The sequence below is a fragment of the Bacillus sp. NPDC077027 genome, assembly GCF_050269555.1.
Taxonomy (GTDB): domain Bacteria; phylum Bacillota; class Bacilli; order Bacillales; family Bacillaceae; genus Bacillus.
In genome coordinates, this window is sequence record NZ_JBNNIO010000002.1 from 117,831 (window position 1) to 137,112 (window position 19,282).

At 39.3% G+C, this 19,282-nt stretch carries 20 protein-coding genes and 1 pseudogene; 7 read left to right on the forward strand and 14 right to left on the reverse strand.

Annotated elements, in window-relative coordinates; genetic code table 11:
- Positions 1-153 precede the first annotated feature (153 nt).
- From ACQKEZ_RS06190 to ACQKEZ_RS06200, 3 genes are all read left to right on the forward strand, one after another.
- A complete protein-coding gene (locus ACQKEZ_RS06190; RefSeq protein WP_427299451.1) occupies positions 154-1,383 on the forward strand; it encodes a PucR family transcriptional regulator in 1,230 nt (409 codons plus the stop codon).
- A gap of 111 nt (positions 1,384-1,494) precedes the next feature.
- Positions 1,495-2,631, forward strand: a complete 1,137-nt coding sequence (ald, locus tag ACQKEZ_RS06195) for an alanine dehydrogenase (RefSeq protein WP_427299452.1) — start codon at positions 1,495-1,497, stop codon at positions 2,629-2,631.
- A 114-nt stretch (positions 2,632-2,745) separates the two neighbouring features.
- Positions 2,746-3,348, forward strand: coding sequence for a biotin transporter BioY (locus tag ACQKEZ_RS06200; RefSeq protein ID WP_427299453.1), 603 nt, complete (start codon positions 2,746-2,748; stop codon positions 3,346-3,348).
- 37 nt (positions 3,349-3,385) lie between these two features.
- Here ACQKEZ_RS06200 and ACQKEZ_RS06205 read toward each other — a convergent pair whose 3' ends face one another.
- Together ACQKEZ_RS06205 and ACQKEZ_RS06210 are read right to left on the reverse strand one after the other, a co-directional pair.
- Positions 3,386-4,714 carry a Na+/H+ antiporter family protein gene (locus tag ACQKEZ_RS06205; protein WP_427299454.1) on the reverse strand — a complete coding sequence of 443 codons (1,329 nt, stop codon included), beginning with the start codon at positions 4,712-4,714 and terminating at the stop codon, positions 3,386-3,388.
- A 149-nt stretch (positions 4,715-4,863) separates the two neighbouring features.
- Positions 4,864-6,354: a leucyl aminopeptidase gene (locus tag ACQKEZ_RS06210; RefSeq protein WP_427299455.1), complete on the reverse strand. Its 1,491-nt coding sequence runs from the start codon at positions 6,352-6,354 to the stop codon at positions 4,864-4,866.
- Between the two features lie 330 nt (positions 6,355-6,684).
- Here ACQKEZ_RS06210 and ACQKEZ_RS06215 point away from each other — a divergent pair, with 330 nt between their 5' ends.
- The gene (locus ACQKEZ_RS06215) at positions 6,685-7,161 is read left to right on the forward strand and encodes a divergent PAP2 family protein (protein ID WP_427299456.1); all 477 of its coding nucleotides are present in this window, start codon (positions 6,685-6,687) and stop codon (positions 7,159-7,161) included.
- Between the two features lie 46 nt (positions 7,162-7,207).
- On the opposite strand, the gene ACQKEZ_RS06220 is transcribed toward ACQKEZ_RS06215, so the two are convergent.
- The 4 genes from ACQKEZ_RS06220 to ACQKEZ_RS06235 form a co-directional block, all read right to left on the reverse strand.
- The gene (locus tag ACQKEZ_RS06220; protein ID WP_427299457.1) at positions 7,208-7,852 is read right to left on the reverse strand and encodes a 3D domain-containing protein; all 645 of its coding nucleotides are present in this window, start codon (positions 7,850-7,852) and stop codon (positions 7,208-7,210) included.
- A 109-nt stretch (positions 7,853-7,961) separates the two neighbouring features.
- Positions 7,962-8,282 carry a YuiB family protein gene (locus ACQKEZ_RS06225; protein ID WP_427299458.1) on the reverse strand — a complete coding sequence of 107 codons (321 nt, stop codon included), beginning with the start codon at positions 8,280-8,282 and terminating at the stop codon, positions 7,962-7,964.
- Positions 8,283-8,362: 80 nt separating this feature from the next.
- Positions 8,363-8,491 carry a YuiA family protein gene (locus ACQKEZ_RS06230; protein ID WP_427299459.1) on the reverse strand — a complete coding sequence of 43 codons (129 nt, stop codon included), beginning with the start codon at positions 8,489-8,491 and terminating at the stop codon, positions 8,363-8,365.
- A 132-nt stretch (positions 8,492-8,623) separates the two neighbouring features.
- On the reverse strand, positions 8,624-9,841 hold the full coding sequence (locus ACQKEZ_RS06235; RefSeq protein ID WP_427300484.1) for an NAD(P)/FAD-dependent oxidoreductase: 1,218 nt from the start codon (positions 9,839-9,841) through the stop codon (positions 8,624-8,626).
- Between the two features lie 385 nt (positions 9,842-10,226).
- Between ACQKEZ_RS06235 and yumC the strand changes: the two genes are divergently transcribed.
- Positions 10,227-11,225: a ferredoxin--NADP reductase 2 gene (gene yumC / locus ACQKEZ_RS06240; protein ID WP_427299460.1), complete on the forward strand. Its 999-nt coding sequence runs from the start codon at positions 10,227-10,229 to the stop codon at positions 11,223-11,225.
- A 45-nt stretch (positions 11,226-11,270) separates the two neighbouring features.
- Here the strand turns inward: yumC and ACQKEZ_RS06245 are convergent, their stop codons facing one another.
- The 5 genes from ACQKEZ_RS06245 to ACQKEZ_RS06265 all read right to left on the reverse strand — a co-directional run bounded on the left by ACQKEZ_RS06245 (position 11,271) and on the right by ACQKEZ_RS06265 (position 14,642).
- The gene (locus ACQKEZ_RS06245; protein WP_427299461.1) at positions 11,271-11,477 is read right to left on the reverse strand and encodes a hypothetical protein; all 207 of its coding nucleotides are present in this window, start codon (positions 11,475-11,477) and stop codon (positions 11,271-11,273) included.
- Positions 11,478-11,622: 145 nt separating this feature from the next.
- Positions 11,623-12,597, reverse strand: coding sequence for a YqiA/YcfP family alpha/beta fold hydrolase (locus tag ACQKEZ_RS06250; RefSeq protein WP_427299462.1), 975 nt, complete (start codon positions 12,595-12,597; stop codon positions 11,623-11,625).
- A gap of 246 nt (positions 12,598-12,843) precedes the next feature.
- The gene (locus ACQKEZ_RS06255; protein ID WP_427299463.1) at positions 12,844-13,206 is read right to left on the reverse strand and encodes a HesB/IscA family protein; all 363 of its coding nucleotides are present in this window, start codon (positions 13,204-13,206) and stop codon (positions 12,844-12,846) included.
- 75 nt (positions 13,207-13,281) lie between these two features.
- Entirely contained in the window at positions 13,282-14,136 is an 855-nt protein-coding gene (gene dapF, locus ACQKEZ_RS06260) for a diaminopimelate epimerase (RefSeq protein WP_427299464.1), read from the reverse strand.
- A 269-nt stretch (positions 14,137-14,405) separates the two neighbouring features.
- A complete protein-coding gene (locus tag ACQKEZ_RS06265; RefSeq protein ID WP_427299465.1) occupies positions 14,406-14,642 on the reverse strand; it encodes a YuzB family protein in 237 nt (78 codons plus the stop codon).
- A 257-nt stretch (positions 14,643-14,899) separates the two neighbouring features.
- On the opposite strand from ACQKEZ_RS06265, the gene ACQKEZ_RS06270 reads away from it, so the two are divergent.
- Complete coding sequence (locus ACQKEZ_RS06270; protein WP_427299466.1) at positions 14,900-15,967, forward strand: NAD(P)/FAD-dependent oxidoreductase; 1,068 nt, start codon at positions 14,900-14,902, stop codon at positions 15,965-15,967.
- Between the two features lie 53 nt (positions 15,968-16,020).
- Here the strand turns inward: ACQKEZ_RS06270 and ACQKEZ_RS06275 are convergent, their stop codons facing one another.
- Positions 16,021-16,251: a WYL domain-containing protein gene (locus ACQKEZ_RS06275; RefSeq protein ID WP_427299467.1), complete on the reverse strand. Its 231-nt coding sequence runs from the start codon at positions 16,249-16,251 to the stop codon at positions 16,021-16,023.
- Between the two features lie 100 nt (positions 16,252-16,351).
- Positions 16,352-16,681 carry a YuzD family protein gene (locus ACQKEZ_RS06280; protein ID WP_427299468.1) on the reverse strand — a complete coding sequence of 110 codons (330 nt, stop codon included), beginning with the start codon at positions 16,679-16,681 and terminating at the stop codon, positions 16,352-16,354.
- Between the two features lie 121 nt (positions 16,682-16,802).
- Between ACQKEZ_RS06280 and ACQKEZ_RS06285 the strand changes: the two are divergent.
- Positions 16,803-17,102 (forward strand): annotated as a pseudogene (locus tag ACQKEZ_RS06285) (NifU family protein).
- 62 nt (positions 17,103-17,164) lie between these two features.
- Here ACQKEZ_RS06285 and ACQKEZ_RS06290 read toward each other — a convergent pair.
- On the reverse strand, positions 17,165-19,132 hold the full coding sequence (locus ACQKEZ_RS06290; RefSeq protein ID WP_427299469.1) for a prolyl oligopeptidase family serine peptidase: 1,968 nt from the start codon (positions 19,130-19,132) through the stop codon (positions 17,165-17,167).
- Between the last annotated feature and the right edge of the window lie 150 nt (positions 19,133-19,282).

Sequence of the window (19,282 nt, forward strand, 5' to 3'; positions counted from 1 at the left end):
TTCCTTCTCTCTCACGCAAAACCAAGACAATCTACTTAGTGCAAAACACTCAACCCTTGTTTTTTCACGTTTTTTACAGTTTTTTATTGATTTAAACGTACGGTTCTTCATAATAGTAGATACGAGATATATTTGAAGAAGCAGGGGTTTTTTATGACAAAGAAAACGGATCCATTTAAGTATAGCTTTGATCGCTTAGAGGATGTAGCTGACCAAATTAGCGATGTCTTGGAATGTCCCATTACAATAGAAGATATTCATCACAGGTTGTTAGCCTATAGCACACATAATGACTTTACTGATCCTGCTAGAACCTCAACCATTATCTCTCGCCGTGTACCGGAAAAAGTCATTAATCGACTATGGAAGGACGGTATCATTCCTACACTCCTAAAAACAGATGAACCACTTCGTGTGAATCAAATTGCAGAAGTCGGTCTTTCAAGCAGAATTGCCATTTCGATCTGGAAAGACAAAGAAGTGCTTGGTTTTATATGGGCGATAGAATCACCGAAACCGTTCACCGACGAAGAAATGGACCTTCTTAAAATGGCGGCAAACGCTGTCAAAAACAAATTAATTCATTTACAAATTCGTAAATCAAAAACAGAAGAACGAAATCAAGAACTATTTTGGAAAATGTTAACAGGTCATATCCGAGAAAAAGAGGAAATGACCGATCTCTTCTTGAGACTTGGTTTAAGGTGCCCTGACACGTATGCGATCATCATCATTCGCCTAAGAGACGAGCTAGACGATGAGACGGAGAAGAAACTATCTTACTTGCTTGAAACAACGCAGCAGGTACAAGTGTTACTAACAACTGTTGATTTTCATGAACTTATCATCCTTGTGTCGCCAAAAACGGATCACCCTTTACAGGATATGAAGCAGTTTACAAACAGCCTGTTACATCAATTATCAGATCGTTATAAAATTCATGATGCACAGGCAGCGATTGGTGGTATCTATGACAATATCACAAATATCCAGCCTTCTTACCGTGAAGCGCAAGCTGTGTTAAAAACAAAAGAGCGATTTCCAAACGAAACAGAACGCTTTATCAGTTTTTCTGAGCTAGGTATCTATCAATATCTAGATGTGCTGGCAGAAAAGCGTAAACATTCTTCCTATTCAAGCTACTCGTTATCTAAGCTCGAGGATTATGACTTACGCCATCACTCGAACCTTGTGGAAACATTAGAGCGATTCATCGATTGTGACAGTAACGCAAATATCGCTGCCCAGCAACTAAACATTCATATTAATACACTGAACTACAGACTAAAACGAATTACTGATATTGCTGAAATTGATTTAAAAAACATCAACGAAAAAATGACAATTTATCTCGATATGAAGCTGAAAAGCGTGCTTTTGTGAAATTTCACAAAAGGGCGTTTTTTGTTTTTTTGTTTCAACCGAAGAATTTTCTAAACTTTCAGTATACACTAAACATACAATACAAATAGATAAGCTTAGGAGGAACCTAACATGATAATCGGCATTCCTAAAGAGATTAAAAACAATGAAAACCGAGTGGCTTTGACACCTGGTGCATCTTCTCAATTGCTTTCTGCTGGACACCGTATTTTAATTGAAACAAATGCTGGTGCAGGCAGCGGATTTACCGATGACGATTATGTTTCTGTTGGTGCAGAGATTATCCAAGAGGCGAAAGAAGTGTGGGCTTCTTCTGATATGATCATGAAAGTCAAAGAGCCCCTACCTGAGGAATACAACTATTTCAAAGAAGGTCTCATCTTGTTTACCTATCTCCATCTCGCAGCAGAACCCTCCTTGACTGAAGCACTTAAACAAAAAGGTGTGACAGCTATTGCTTATGAAACCGTAACAGACGGAAAATCACTCCCACTCTTAACGCCAATGTCGGAAGTTGCAGGCAGAATGGCGGCACAAATCGGTGCACAATTTCTTGAAAAACCAAAAGGCGGAAAAGGTATTTTACTCGCAGGAGTTCCAGGTGTATCAAGAGGAAAAGTCACCATTATTGGTGGCGGTGTTGTTGGCACAAACGCAGCCAAAATGGCCATTGGTCTTGGCGCAGATGCGACATTGATTGACTTGAATGCAGAACGCCTTCGTCAGCTCGACGACCAGTTTGGTCATCAAATGAAAACACTCATGTCCAATCCAGTGAATATTGCCGATTCAGTAGTTGAAGCAGACCTTTTGATATGTGCAGTGCTCATTCCTGGTGCAAAGGCACCTACACTTGTTACAGAAGAAATGGTGAAACAAATGAAGCCTGGTTCAGTGATTGTTGACGTTGCCATAGACCAAGGAGGAATTGTTGAAACAGTTGATCATATCACAACACACGACAATCCAACATATGAAAAACACGGCATCTTACATTACGCAGTTGCCAACATGCCTGGAGCTGTACCAAGAACCTCCACGGTCGCTCTGACAAACGTAACGGTCCCTTATGCACTACAAATTGCAAACAAGGGTGTCGCCAAAGCAATGATGGAAAATAAAGCGATCGCTGAAGGTGTCAATGTCATGAATGGTCATATTACGTATGAAGCTGTTGCACGAGACCTTGGATATCCATATGTACCTGTCAAAGAGGCGATCCACTCCTCTACAATGACGGAAGCTTAGATGTTAGTCGCTGCCAATCATTTGGCAGCGCTTTTATTGTTAACCAAATTATAAAAAATGTTGACAAAATACCCACCTGCCCTTAATCTATTTTTACAGACAGGGGGTAACAACATGCAAAGAAACACAAGGAAAACCGCTAATTTTGTTCTAGTCGGCATGTTTGCTGCACTAATGGCCATTGGTGCAAACATCGCCGCCATTGCTCCATTTTTACAGGTTGGCGGAATTCCGCTCACAATGCAGCCTTTCTTTTGTGTTCTAGCTGGACTTTTACTTGGAAGACGGCTTGGAGCACTAGCTATGATCATATACGCCTTAGTAGGTCTTGCAGGCGCACCTGTTTTTGCTTATTTTTCAGCAGGCTTTGCAGTGATTCTTGGCAAAAGTGGTGGGTTTATTTTATCTTATATTCCAGCGGCTTGGTTTGCAGGATTCATTCTTGAGAAACGAAAAAACCCAAACTTTATCAACTTTTTAGTCGCAGCAATCGGTGGCACAACCATGATCTATGTTATTGGGACAACCTATACGTATCTTGCACTTCAAATATGGCTCAACGCACCAATTTCATATCGGACCACTTGGTTCTTCATGATTTGGTTTATGGTGAAGGATTATGCCTTTACCATCTTACTAGCAATCATAGCACCTAAAATTTATCGCTCTGTTTCAAAAGCTACGTCATTTCGCAGAGAACAGTCAGCTCTTAAATAGAAAAAAGGTTCCTTTCAAATAGAAGGAACCTTTTCGCTTAAAGAACAATGGCGGCTAGCCACCCAAATAGAACAAGCGGAATATTATAGAATATAAAAGTTGGTACACACGTTCCCCAAATATGATGATGCTGTCCATCCATATTCAGCCCTGAAGTCGGTCCAAGCGTACTGTCACTTGCAGGTGACCCTGCATCTCCAACAGCAGCGGCTGATCCAATAATTGCAATTGTTGCCATTGGACTGAATCCGAGGTGTAAACAAAGTGGCACAAAGATGGTCGTGATAATTGGAATTGTTGCAAAAGAAGATCCTATCCCCATTGTCACAAGCAGGCCAACCATCAGCATTAAAATAGCGGCTAAACTTTGATTGTTACCTATTAGCTGTGATGATGCTTTGACAAGCGATTCGATATCGCCAGTTTTTGTCAGAACATTCGCGAAACCTGCTGCAACGAGCATCACAAAACCGATAAATGCCATCATGTTCATTCCAGATGTAATTAAATGATCGGCTTCATCACGTTTCATCATACCTGTTACAAACAACACAATGAGCCCCGCAAGTGCGCCAAAAATCATCCCTTCTACGCCAAGCGCTTGAGATAGATAAAGCTGTACGACAAGAGAAACAACAATCGCCAAGGCTGCCAAAAGCAGGCTCTTTTTCGTATACACTGATTTTTCTACATTTGTAATATCATGATCTTCATACACTTTTGGTTTCCGATAAACAAAAAGTGACATCACAAGTCCAAGAGCCATGCCAGCTACAGGTATGACCATTGCGTACGGAATATCAGACAAATTGATTGTTAGGCCTGCATCCCTCATGTTGTCCCTTAAAATCCCATGAAAGATTTGCCCAAATCCGACTGGAAGTAAAATATATGGTGCAGTCAATCCGAAAGTCATCACACATGCAAGCAGTCTGCGATCAATTTCAAGCTCGTTAAACACTTTTAGGAGTGGTGGGATTAATACTGGTATAAAGGCAATATGAACCGGGATCACGTTTTGCGAGAAAATCGACACGATCAAAATGACGAGGATAATTAGCACTTTAGAAAGTGTTTTTCTTCTTGTATCTCCCTCTTTTCCTAGGAGCTTCACTGCACCTTCCACCATTGCATCTGGAAGACCCGTTTTGGTCAGTGCAGCCGCAAATGCGCCTAGAAGAGCGTAACTAATAGCTACTGTGGCATTGCCTCCAAGTCCATCAGTAAAAGCTTGAACTGTTCCCCCAAGACCTAATCCACCTGCTAGTCCGCCAGCAAGCGCACCGAGTGCCAGTGCAATGACAACATTGACTCTGAGCAGACTTAACACAAGCATAAGTAAAACAGCTAAAACAACTGCATTCATGATGAAACCTCCGAAATCCTTTAGTTTACTAATGTAGTAGATAATTAAAGTACTAACGTATGTTAACATAGAAAAAAAACTTCGTCAAATGCTCCATATCCTAAAAATAAGAAAAGACTCTGCATTGTGTTGCAGAGCCCCATTGTGATCTATTCTTTTGATTCGTATCTTTCCACAAAGGTAGCAAGAGAACGTACCATGACACCTGTCGCACCAGATGGTCCAAAGCATGAAGCTTGCTGTGTTGTTGCTGTACCTGCAATGTCCAAATGAACCCACGGGGTTTCCTCAGCAAATTCCCCAATGAATGCGCCAGCCATGATTGCATGACCATCTCGGCCTGGAGAGTTATTCAAGTCTGCCATCTTACTATTTCTCACACGCTTCTTATCCTTTTCCGTAATCGGTAGCTGCCAAACCATTTCCCCACATTCTTCTGATGCTTCTTTAAATTGTCCATAAAGTTCAGGGTTGTTTGTCATGACACCCGTTGTCTCATTCCCTAAAGCAACAATGACGCCGCCAGTTAATGTTGCCACATCAACCAATACAGTTGCCCCATGCTGCTTCGCGTATGTGATTCCATCTGCTAAAACAAGCCTGCCTTCTGCATCAGTGTTTAGAACTTCAATTGTTTTTCCGCTTAGTGAGACGATGACATCATCTGGCTTCATCGCATCAGCTGATACCATATTATCTGTAGATGCAATCACCGCAATGACGTTTTGCTCTGGGCGTAGCTCACCGATAATCTCCATTGCCCCTAAAACAGATGCAGATCCGCCCATATCTGTTTTCATGCCAACCATGCTCGTTCTTGGCTTCAATGAGTAACCACCTGTATCATACGTGATTCCTTTTCCAACAAGCCCAATGACATCTGTCCATTCGTCCTTGCCTTGATACTTCAGAACAATTAGCTTCGGCGGTTCCGTCGAGCCTCTATTCACTGCCAGAATTCCACCCATGCCGAGCTCTTCCATATGCTCTTTGTCTAAAATTTCAATCTCAAATTCATACTTGTACGCGAGCTCTGCTGCATATGAAGCAAGATCTGACGAAGTCAACATGTTTGGGGGCATGTTCACAAGTGTACGGGCAGAGTTAACTGATTGACCATACACTTCTCCTACTTTGAGACTCGCCTGAATTTCAGTCACATCATGGTCTGTTGTCGCATAGACAAACTCAATAAAACGATCTGGTTCATTTGATTTATGTTTAAAATCCTGTAATTCATATGTAGCGAGCAAACAGCTTTCTGAAAGAGCATGTGCCGCATCATTCACAGGCAACTCTTTGCCAGTAAATGTGTCAAGCAATACGGATACTGCTTGTTTTTTATCTTGATGGAGCTTTTTAAATAAATAGGCAAAGGCTTCTTTTGCCTCGTCAAAGCTATAATCCGCTTCTTTACCTAGCCCTACAAAATAGATGCGTTTAATCCCTGTTTCAGGTGATGGGAAAAACTTTGATAGCTGGTTTCGTTTAGATGAAATATCGCCTTCTTTTAATAACTCCGTTAATCTGCCTTCAAGTAATTCATCAATTTCTTTTGCCTTTCCGGTCAACTGGCTTTTTTGAAAAAGTCCAACTGCCAGTGTATCTTTATGTTGCAACTCATTTGTCGAGAAAAACATATTTATCACACGCTCCTTAAAAGAACTCCATTTCCATCCTTCGCATTGGAACTTTCATTATATCAAACTTTATGCTGCGATACTTATTTCATCTATGATAAATGCCGATGATAAAATTTAATATTTATTTACATTGTAGGGAAACATGAAGAAACCATGATTCACATGCCTGTCCACCTCAATGTGAAACCCACATTCTTTTCCTTTTAATGTTATAATAAAATTGGACTTGGCAATCATTTTCTTGCATTTATTTTTACTTCATCATACTAGGCAAAACAGCAATGATTGATCATTTTATTTTTTCTTAAGAGAGGATGTTTCTTGTTCATGAGCGTACTAACGAATTTCCCGCTGCTTGCTAGCCTTGCAGCCATCTTTTTTGCTCAATTTGTAAAAGTACCGATTCAATTTATTATTTCCAGACGACTAGATTGGTCGCTCATTACAAGCACAGGTGGCATGCCAAGTTCACATTCCGCAGCAGTCACTGCTCTCTCAACTGGGATCGCATTAGAGCATGGAGTAGGGTCATCCATCTTTGCGATTGCCGCCATTTTTGCTGTGATTACGATGTTTGATGCCACTGGTGTCCGTAGACAAGCGGGAGAACAAGCAACGGTTTTAAATAAGCTTGTAACAGACTTTAATCGTTTCGTTGCTGAAGCTAAACTTTTCCCTAATGCAAAAGAAGAAGAAAAACAGAAGAAGCTAAAAGAACTTCTTGGACATAAGCCGATTGAAGTGTTTTTTGGTGGATTGACTGGCATCTTGCTGACACTCATCCTTGACTATTACTTCATGTAAAAGCAGAAAAAAGGCTTTGGTTCCCTTAAAGGGCCAAAGCTTTTTTTCATTCTTTATTTGCTTTAAATTGCTGACGGAACACTTGCATTGATTCTGCTTCATTTAGCTGATTCAGATCTTGTTCAGTTAGTGTGCCTTCTCCCTTTTTAATGACATACACGTCGAGGACTTTTTTTCCCCATTCCCTGTAGACATCATCCACTGTCTCATAATACAGATCAAGCTTATGCCCTTTAATCGCCTTTCCTGTGTCTGCCACAACACCATATCCGTAATCCGGAATATACAGAACAGTGCCAATAGGAAAAACGACTGGATCAGCAGCAACGGTTGAATATAAGTCCCTTTTTACTTTTACACCGGAATATGTAATACCATATGCTTGATGTTCTTCTGTTTTCCCAGTCGATTCAACGCCTGCTGTATAACCAGTCGCAATCACTTTTTGCTTCGGATAGTCATTCCAATTAAAAGCTTCATCTAATGTTACAGCTCGCTGCTTTTCTCCTTTATGCGCTAACGTCTGTTTGTTTCTCTCATCAAAGGGTGCAAATAACTGTCTTCCAACGGAAGTTTGCTTCGCCCAATTTGTTAAATCACTTGCTTCCACCCCTGAAATCGCCATAAAACTTGTCATAAGAGCGGTCATGAATAAGGTCGTCATCACCATTCGTTTGATCCAAATTTTCATTGTTTTATGCTCACTCCTCCACTCATCTATTTGTTTCCAAACCAAATAGAAACTATTCAGAGCAGCACAAAAAAAAACCGCTTGTAAGAATAACAAGCAGGTTGATAAATTAGAACATTTGATATCCTCTTTTTCGAAGTGCATTGATGACAAAACCAGAAGCAAACGCCCCCAGAAGACCGCTTAACAAAATAAGAATGTCTGCCGCAGCTAAAGAAAGAATGCGATCCCATACCCCTGAAAAGGCCTCACTAGGCTCTCTGACATACCTAATCATTTTTTCATTATTAATAATGAAAAGGCATACAATTGGATACAAAATAGCCATTATCCATGACATCCTCAGCAACATATTTAATAAAAAACCGATGCCAAAAAACAGCACGAAAAATAAAATGACTGAAATGATGACAACTGGTAAACTGATCACTTCATCTCCACCCCCAAATATCCCATCATTAGTGTAACTTGGAAATAGAGATGAAGTCAATCAGTGAAAGAATGGTGTTACTATGCTTGTTTTTTCCCCGTTCCCTTACATTCCTCACACGTCTCAGATCCCCCAAGCAGAAGCTGAAAGTATCCTTGACCTGAACAATATTGACATGATGCTGTCTTCTCTTTCGTTTGTGTCTTCATATTGCTCACTCCTTATCTAAATTTTCTGATAATTAATCATATCATATCTTCTGTCAATCACCAAGTAAGAAAATGTACCGTTTTTCAATAAAAAAACGTGCATCACGAGGATACACGCTTTGATGACTTATTTTAGAAGAATTTGAACTTTCCTTTTTTCAGAACAAGTCCTGGTCCGCCAACCATGAATAGTGAACGGTTGTCGATGATTTTCTTCATTGCGGAAGCTTTTGTTCCTTGAAGTTTTTTACCGAATGCAACACCTACAGCATCATGCTCACCAAGGGAAGCAACTGTTCCTTTGATGTCTGGCTTGAAGCTTTGAAGCGATCCATTTTTCAAAAGAGCTGCAAGGTTTTTCGCCACTGTTTCACCTTGTTGCATCGCGATTTGAGCAGTTGGTGGGTATGGACGATTGATTTCTTCGTTAATAATGAGTGAGCAGTCACCGATGATGAATACATCGTCATGCTCTGGTACACGAAGATCTGGTGCTACTTTTACGCGTCCGCGCATATTTTCAAAGCCTGCTTCTTCAACGATTGGGTTACCGCGCACACCTGCAGCCCATACAACAGTAGCTGCTTTGATTTCTTCTGTATCATCATCTTTTCCAACAATGATACCTTCTGGTGTACATTCTTTGATGGCTGTGCCGATTTTGAACTCAACACCTTTACCTTCAAGGTAGTTCATCGCATAATCAATCAAGTCTGGATCGAAACCAGGAAGTGCTGTTGGCGCAGCTTCTACACAGATGACGCGCACATCTTTTTGATCGATATCGTACTCTTTGCAAAGCTCAGGTACACGGTTTGCAAGCTCACCAAGGAACTCAATACCTGTGAAACCTGCACCACCAACAACGATTGTTAGACGCTCTGGGCGTTTTTCTGCTTCTGTATTATATGTTGCGAATTGAAGCTCGATGTGCTCACGAAGCTGACGAGCCGAGTTAATGTTAGAAATAGAGAATGCATACTCTTTCAGTCCTGCAATACCAAATGTTTCAGGAATAGCACCTAGTGCTACAACAAGGTAGTCATAAGAAATATCGCCACTAGTTGTCACAACTTTCTTTGCTTCCTTATCAATGCTACTCACTGTTGCTTGTACAAAATCAACGCGGGAACCGTTGATCACATCCTTAATTTGGTAACGACAACGATCATGATGTAGTGTACCTGCGCTTGCTTCATGAAGCCAAGTTGTTTCGTAATGGTAATTATGCTTGTTCACAAGTGTAATGTCCGCATCATTTGTGCCAAGCTGTTTTGTTAATCTTGTCACTGTCATTAATCCGCCATAACCTGCACCTAATACAACTATTTTCGGTTTATTCATTGGAATCACATCCACCTTTTCTAAGTTTGCTGTAAAACGGATAAAGAATTACATAACGTTATTCTCAACCGTTTTCCGGCATTTTATGAAATTCAAACAAAAATAAGTATGTGAAAATCTGAACTTTCACCTACAAATAACGAAAGCTTTTGACCGTTTCCGACAAAAATTCATAAAAAATTAATAATTAGTTCCCTTAACAATAATAGCGAGTTCCGTTCCGTTTTTCAAGACTTTAAAAGGAAAATCATCGATATGATTGGACATTCCCCTTTTTTCTATCATTTTAAATGCAACGACATCAAAAAACGACAAGTTTTTCAAAACGGAAAAATAAAAGATGTATGGTATGATATAATGAAAACAATTTTCATTTGGGAGGATCAACGTAATGCAAGAAGATTCTAAGGTATATGATATTACCGTTATCGGGGGCGGCCCAGTTGGATTGTTTACTGCTTTTTACGGAGGCATGAGACAGGCAAGTGTCAAAATTATTGAAAGTCTGCCTCAGCTTGGCGGTCAGCTCTCTGCGCTCTACCCTGAAAAATACATTTATGATGTAGCCGGATTTCCAAAGATCCGTGCACAGGAACTCATTGACAACCTAAAAGAACAAATGGACAAATTCGATCAAACCATTTGCTTAGAGCAAGCTGTCGAAACAGTCGAAAAACAAGCTGATGGCATCTTTAAGCTGGTGACAAATAAAGAGGTTCATTATTCTAAAACGATTATTATTACTGCCGGAAACGGTGCTTTCCAGCCGAGAAAACTTGAACTAGACACAGCTGAAGCCTTCGAAGGCAGCAACCTACATTACTTTATCAATGACCTCAATCAATTCGCTGGAAAACGTGTTGTCGTGCTTGGCGGTGGAGACTCTGCTGTTGATTGGGCACTCATGCTTGAACCAATCGCAAAAGAAGTGTCTATTATTCATAGACGTGACAAATTCCGTGCACATGAACATAGTGTGGAAAACTTGCACAACTCCAAAGTAAATGTTTTAACACCATTCGTTCCAACTGAACTGATTGGTGATGACAAAATTGAACAAGTTGTAATTGAAGAAGTAAAAGGCGACCGCAAGCAAGTCATTGATGTTGATGATGTGATTGTGAACTTCGGCTTCGTCTCCTCACTTGGTCCAATTAAACAATGGGGACTAGAAATCGAAAAAAACTCCATCGTTGTGAAACCAACCATGGAAACAAACATCGAAGGCTTCTACGCAGCAGGAGATATCTGTACGTATGAAGGAAAGGTGAAACTGATTGCAAGCGGCTTCGGTGAAGCACCAACCGCTGTGAACAATGCAAAAGCATACATGGACCCGAAAGCCCGTGTACAACCACTTCACTCTACAAGCTTATTTGAAAATAAATAAGCTAGATCAAAAAAGGAGTTCCTCTTATGGAACTCCTTTTTTCGTTTATTTAAAAATACCCATATACGCATTTGCCATTCCGAGTACCATTGCAGCAAGTAGCACCACAACAATTCCTGCCACAATCAAAATAACCCGATCCTTCACACTTTCCTTTTTCGGAAGCGGCTTGTCTATCCCGCAAGATGGACAAGTTTTTGAACGATATGGAATCAGTTCATGACAGTTCCTGCAATTGATTTGTTCACTCAATCCTCAGCAACCTCTTTTCTGACTACAGTTTATGTTTGATTTCATGATACTCTTTTCATTTTAAAATAGCTAGCTGTCCGAACAAGCTGTAACAAAATTGATTCATTTAAAGAAGACATACGTCGCTTAAGAATGTCTTTTTAAATCATACTTTAATTACAGGAGATTCAATTGAAACCTTTAATTTTTTTTCATTTATAACAAACGCTTTAATCTTATAAGTGCCTGGCTCATTTAGTGATAACTTTAAATATTGATTATATCCATAGTTGATCGTGTCAACTTTCTTGTTGTCTTTATAAACATACCATGCTACTTTATTAGTTGGAGAATTTGATAAAACCTTATATTCACATTCTAAAATTGTATCATCTTTATTAATGATTTGCTGTAATTTAACTTTTGGATAATCTAAGATTGTTCTAATTTTATTTTTAAGAATATTGGGATAAAATTTTATAACATCACTATGTTTATCGTAATCTCCAAGGTCTAATTCACATGTGATCCCCTTCTCCTCTAAATCCTTAATCAGTGGGATGACATGATCGGTATAATGATACTCTCCCTCGCCTAAATGAATAAAAATATGTGGATTTCTTTCAGTATTATGTATCATTTTCTTCATAATTTTATTAAGAAATTGATAATCCTCTTCAGTGTTTGCTCCTGCCATAAACGATATTACCTCTTCAGTACGAGTCCTCGTCAGATAATCTCCAAGCAAATATTGAGGAGATGCTGCAATGACATGGTCAAAACCATACTTTATACCATAATACAAAGCTGCATATCCACCTTTACTAGAGCCACAAGTAATAACTAATTCAACGCCATTTTCTTCGATAATTTTATTAATCAATTGAATGACACTTCTTTCAATTGAAAAATCTCTATTTTCACATAAGTAATATGAAGCGCGACATCCAAAATCATCTAAGATAAATAACTTATTACAATCAAATTCAGCCAAGGTGCGTACATAATTGTAACGCGGCTCTTTTCCGATTGGATGAAAAGCTGAAAAAACAATGACTAATCCCTTAGTTTTTTGATAGGACTTTTGAAATAGATAACGTATTGATTTTTCTGATTCAAACACCTTCTCATTTTTATACATTTATACATCCCCTCAACATGTAATATGTATCAATTTTAACAAGAATTTCATTTAATACAAGTTCTTTATTTTTTTATCTTTTACAAAAATAACTTCCCAAAAAAATATTTATAGATAATAAATACTAATATAAAGACCCAAAAAAACGCCTTTTCATGATGGTTTTATACATCAAAAAGACGTTTCGTTTCTTCATAATAGAGCTTAAGAAAGTTTTTCATGTTTATCCAACAATCTAGTGATACCCTAACACTCTTCCGGTTTACCGGTATTCGTGGCTGTTCTAAAAGAAGAACCACACCCGCATGATGCGATGGCGTTTGGGTTGTCGATGGTGAAGCCGCCGCCCATTAATGATTGTTTAAAATCAATGATTGTACCATTCATGATATCTAGGCTTTCAGAATCGACGAGAACTTGAATACCGTGTTGTTCAAACTGCGTGTCTTTATCAGATGGTTCATGGTCAAATCCCATTCCATATGAAAGACCACTGCACCCACCGCCTTTTACGCCAACTCTTAAAAAGGCTTGTTCCTCTTCATGTTCTTTCATCATATCTTTAATCTGCAAAGCAGCCGCTTCTGTGATTTTGACTGGTGTACCCATGATCATCCCTCCTTTTTCGACTGGATGTTTCTCATAAATTATAAACCTGATGAGTCGTTTTCTCAAACAAATGGTTTACAGATAAAATTGACCGTCGCAAATGGTTTCTGCTGGACCTGTCATCAGTACATGCTCGTTCTCTTGCCAGCGAATCATTAAATCTCCGCCTGCCAAGTGTACTGTCACGTCTGTTTCTTTTTCAGCGTGGCCGTTTACAATGGCTGATACAGCTGCGGCACAGGCTCCTGTCCCGCAGGCTTGAGTGATGCCAGATCCTCTTTCCCATACGCGGAAATGCAGTTCAGTTTGACTGACAAGCTCAACAAATTCAACGTTGACGCCTTCTGGGAACATCTCGTGTTTTTCTATGACTGGACCTAGAGTTGTTAGTGGAGCGTCTTGAATGTTCTCAATATAAAAGACAATATGAGGATTCCCCATAGATACAGCCGTACCGCGCAAAGTCGCCTTGCCAAAATCAAGCACTTCATTGATTGTCGTTGCGTCTGCCTCACCAAGCATCGGCATGGCTTTTTTCTCAAAACGAGGCTTGCCCATATCAACTGTCACAGAAAAAACCGTACCGTTGTCTACATGAACAGTAGCTTCCACTAGCCCTGACAATGTTTCGATGTGAAATGTCGTGTTAGTGACCATTTGATGCTCATACACATATTTCGCTACACAGCGCAGTCCATTCCCACAGTTTTTACCTTCAGATCCATCATTGTTAAAAATGCGCATTTTCACAGGTGCAATGTCTGATGGACAAATTAAGATCATTCCATCTGAACCAATTCCTGTATAGACGGACGACACACGAATGGCGATATCCGATAGTTGATGTTCTGGAAGCTGTTCTTTAAATTGATTCACATAGATATAGTTATTACCTAGTCCATGCATTTTCGTAAATTGAAATGATGTCATGAAAGTCCTCCAAAAATGTTGTTTCTTTATAGTATAAAAGGAGTCGAATCAGGAGACAATCTTATCATCCCCCGTTTTTCATACATAGAAGCTCTTTGCTGTCATGGCAAAGGGCTTTTATTATGTATACGCCTCTCTCTTTGACCTTGTGATCATTCATTTTGATGATATTTAATTAGCATAACATATTGAATGCGTTTTCTTATATTTCTCCTTAAAAATGGAAATCAACTTATTGAAAAAATGCACCTCATGAATCATGCGGTGCATTAAAACATCTCATTTTCCTCTATAAAAGCATATATACGTTCCACTAGCTGTTCGGCATCCTCACCTGAAACAAATTCGCCATTTACAAGCGCGAATGGAGAATCCATACATTTGCCACAGTAACTTAGACAACCGTACTCCATTACATCTAAGTTTGGGTCTTTCTCAAGCTTTTCTTTTGCTGCCTGAGACCCTTGTGCAAGATTACTTACACAAAATTCGATCAGTGGAAACACTGTGCTTCACCTCACATTGCCTTTACATCCTACCGAATTTATGTCCATTAGTCAAAAAAATAACCTTCATATGAAACGTTACACATATTTCAGTTAAAATGTTTTACTATTTAGGACTAACTAATGAATATGTAGGTTATTTTGAAACAATTATTGTAGTTTCAGGGTAAGTTCGATATAATTTTATTTGGTATTTTAACTTAAAGTTTTTTAGTATAAGTGTTTTTTCAATGTCTATGGGGAAAAGGAGAATCGTCATGAAAAATTTAGTCTTGATCGGCGGAGGTTATGGGAATATGCGGGTGCTCCACCGCTTATTGCCAAATCAATTACCAGATGATGTTTCTATTACGTTAATTGATCGAAATCCTTACCACTGTTTAAAAACAGAATATTATGCACTTGCTGCTGGTACGATTTCCGATCACCATATTCGAGTATCCTTTCCAGAGCATCCAAAGCTCGATATTCAATATGGGGAAGTAGAAAAAATTGATATTGAAAACAAACAAATCGTGTTCAGTGATCGTGAACCGATTCCTTATGACGATACTGTCATTGGACTAGGATGTGAAGACAAATACCATAATGTTCCTGGTGCAGAAGAGCATACATACAGTATTCAAACCATTGATCAGTCAAGGCTTGCTTACAAAAACTTAAACAACTTAAGTGTAGGTGCAACGGTTGCGATTGTTGGTGCTGGGTTAAGCGGGGTAGAGCTTGCCAGTGAACTGCGTGAAAGCCGAGCTGACTTAGACATTATTCTATTCGATCGTGGAGAGCTGATTTTATCTAGTTTCCCGCAAAGATTAGGTCAATATGTGCAGAAATGGTTTGAAGAACATGGGGTTAAGATCATTAACTGTGCCAATATTACAAAGGTTGAAGAAGGAATCCTCTATAACCATGATGAGCCGACTGAAGCAGAGGTCATCGTCTGGACAGCTGGCATTCAGCCAAGTAAAGTTGTACGAGACATGGAGGTTGAAAAAGACGCACAAGGACGTGTCGTGTTAACACCTCACCACAATATTCCTGGGGATGAGCATGTCTATGTTGTTGGTGATTGTGCAAGCCTTCCACATGCACCAAGTGCCCAGCTTGCTGAAGCGCAAGCAGAACAAATTGTTCAATCTCTTCAAAAACGATGGAAATATGAACCTCTTCCTGAAACATACCCACAATTTAAACTCAAAGGGGTACTTGGTTCGTTAGGTAAAAAAGCTGGCTTCGGTTTAGTGGCAGATCGTCCTCTTGTTGGACGTGTACCGAGATTATTAAAATCAGGACTCCTTTGGATGTACAAGCATCATAATGGATAATTCTTTGTGAATTTTTTCTTCAAAGCTCCTTGTCTTGCTCAAGGGGCTTTTTCCTATGAGACGGCATTTGTCCTTTGATTCATGATACGGATTGGAGAAAGGGCTAGGATACGATCTTTACGAAACGTTCTTATTTTCTTTTTTAACAAACAATAGGCCTGAATATAGTCTTCTTGATGTTTATGCACAATTACCTTTCGTTTTGAACAATCTCCATTCGTCTTCATATAAATCATTTCGGTTGGCATATGTTGATGGAGCGATTTTTCTAATAGTTGATTCACACCAATGCCCTCCTTTAAAAAGATTATATACGAACGAACGTTCTTTATCAATCAAAAATCAAGAACTTATGTTCTCTTTTTGACTATAAAAAAGAACAGCTTATTCACTGCTCTCTTTGTAGCCGTATTTCTCCATTTCTTGATAAATATCTTTGAGCTTCGGATTTCCTTCCCCTACTATTTTATCCTCCACTAGCACAAGCGGATAGAAAAATTCGTCCTCTAAAATACGGTGAGACAAATCCTTTAATTTCTCATCTTCTGGCGGATGTTCGATATCAATGTATGTAATATGGAAAGGCTGATTTGGATATTTCCGCTTTAATGCCGCATCTAGCCACTCATACGTATCTTTCGCAGAAGGAAGGTTTACACAGCTAGCGCAAATTACTTCTGCTCCGTAGACGTACAGCTCAACTGGTTTATTCATTCCACACGCCCCCTGTTCTTTCTTTATTTTAGCCGAAATATCTATTTGAAAAAAGCCAATTTGACTTTTTGTTTCAATATGAGATTGTGCTATAATGAGTAGGGAACTTTGAAACCAATCAATAGATTTTTATCGTCCAGATGAATATAATGGTGATATGTTGTGAAAGGAGCGATTTTGTACGATGACTGAAGTCGAAATGAAAGACCAAGTACAGGAAGTGCTGGACAAACTTCGTCCATTTTTATTACGTGACGGTGGAGACTGTGAGCTTGTAGATATTGAAGATGGTATTGTAAAATTACGTCTTCTCGGTGCATGCGGCAGTTGCCCAAGTTCAACAATTACATTAAAAGCCGGAATTGAGCGCGCTCTTCTAGAAGAAGTGCCAGGTGTGGTTGAAGTTGAACAGGTCTTCTAATAAATAAATTCAAATCAAAACGCCCCACAGTGAATTACAGTTCACGTGGGGCGTTTTTTTTGTTACAGTCTTTCTTCAAACCACTCACTAATAAATGTGAGTCTTTGTATTCTTTGCCTTGGATGACCGCTTCTTGAAAGGTCGTGTGAAGCTTTCGGGAATTTAATCAAACGTGTCTCTTTACCGAGTTCTTTTAACACAACAAACAGTTGTTCTGCCTGATCGACAGGGCAACGATAATCTTCGTCACTATGCAATATTAAAAGAGGTGTTGTTATCTTTTGCGAATATTTTAAAGGCGAACGATCCCATAGCTTTTCTGGCGATGCAAAAAGGTCCGCATCAAGTTGCCATTTTGTAAAAAAGTAGCCTATATCGCTCATGCCGTAAAAACTGAGCCAATTAGAGATTGATCTTTGGGTAACAGCCGCTTTAAAACGATCCGTTTGACCAATGATCCAATTGGTCATAAACCCGCCATAACTTCCGCCAGTGACACCAAGTCTGGTTTCATCTAGAAAATCATGTAAAGCAAGTACATGATCAATCGCGCCCATGACATCTTGATAATCAATTTCTCCATAGCTTCCTCTCACGCGATCTGTAAATGGCTGTCCATATCCATGACTCCCATGCGGATTGATGTATACAATCGCATACCCTTTAGAAGCAAGCACTTGGAATTCATGAAAATACGTATGAGCATACATCGCATGTGGACCACCATGAATCTCTAAAATGAGTGGATATTTTTTCCCCTTTTCAAAGTGAGCAGGCTTCATCAGCCAGCCATGCACGTCATCACCGTCCTGTGACTGAAAGGAAAAAGATTCAGGCTCTGACAGCGCATGTTTTTTTATATATTCTTCATTGTCAAAGGTAAGCTGCTTTAGCTCTTCCTGACCGAGCTCGACAAGATATAGCTCACTCGGAGAAACAGGTGATAGGCGGCTGATAAGCATATGCGTTTCGTTCGGATGAAGTGTAAAGTTTGTGATTTGCTCACATTCTAACCGAATGGGATAGGCAAGCCCTTCTGTAGAAAAATAATAAATCCCTGTGTTCCCTTGATCAGAAACAAGCGCATAGAACCCTTCACTATTTTTGGTCCATTGCGGCTTTTGGCTTGCGCCTCCTATAAAGCTATCACCAGCAACACAATCTCCAATATACAAATCAAGCATTTCTGACAAACAGATGGTCTTTTTCTCTTTTATATCATAAACCCACAACTGCGGGTATGTGGCATTTTTAAACTCGCGTTCATGACCGATAAATGCAAATTTTTGACCATCTGGTGAAAAAGAAACCTCTGAAAATACTCCTTTTGATTGTGTCACCTGCTGTTTTGTCCCATCTTCTAATGAATAGAGAAACACATCACTTATGTAAGCTTCATTTTTTGCTAGTTGTGTGTATGCAAGCCATTTACCGCATGATGAAAAACTATAATTTCCATGCTGTGCCGGCTCATCTGTGATTTGTTTTGCTTTTCCTGTTTTCACATCTATTTTCACAATCTGAGTATACCGCTCATTTAAAAAACCTTTGCCATCCGCTTTGTATGGCAATTCATTATAAATAGCAGGAGCAAATTCATCTTGCTCTTCTTTTTTCTCATCATGAATTGATTCCGTTATCTTCAATGACACAGAAACGAAAATGGATGCTCCATCTGGTGAAAAAACTGGGTTTGATACACCATAAGGGATGTTGGTAAGTGTTTTTACACCGCCTCCCTCTCTATGAAAAACAGCTAACTGCGACGTGCTTTTTGGCTTCTGCACAATGAATGCAAGCTGTTTGCTGTCCTTTGACCAAGCAGGCTGATGATGCTTTCCTTTTTCAAATGTCCATTGACTTATCTGTTTACTCACTTCATCAAGCATCCACAAATGCATATCATAATCATCCTGCTCCTCATTTACCGTAACTTTTGTAAAAACGGCTTTTTGACCATCAGGTGAATAAATTGGATTTGCAACAGATACAAGTTTCGCAAGATCTTCTGCTAAAACTGCTTTTTTCATCGAATGTATCTCCTCCCTTTATCTATAAAAATATTTCGATCAGCTAAATAAAAATTCCTTTATCTTATATAAAAAAGTTTTTTTCTTTTTGATGCTAGCACTTCTTTCAATAAATAAAAAGCGTGTGCCTTGAAGGACACACGCTTTTTA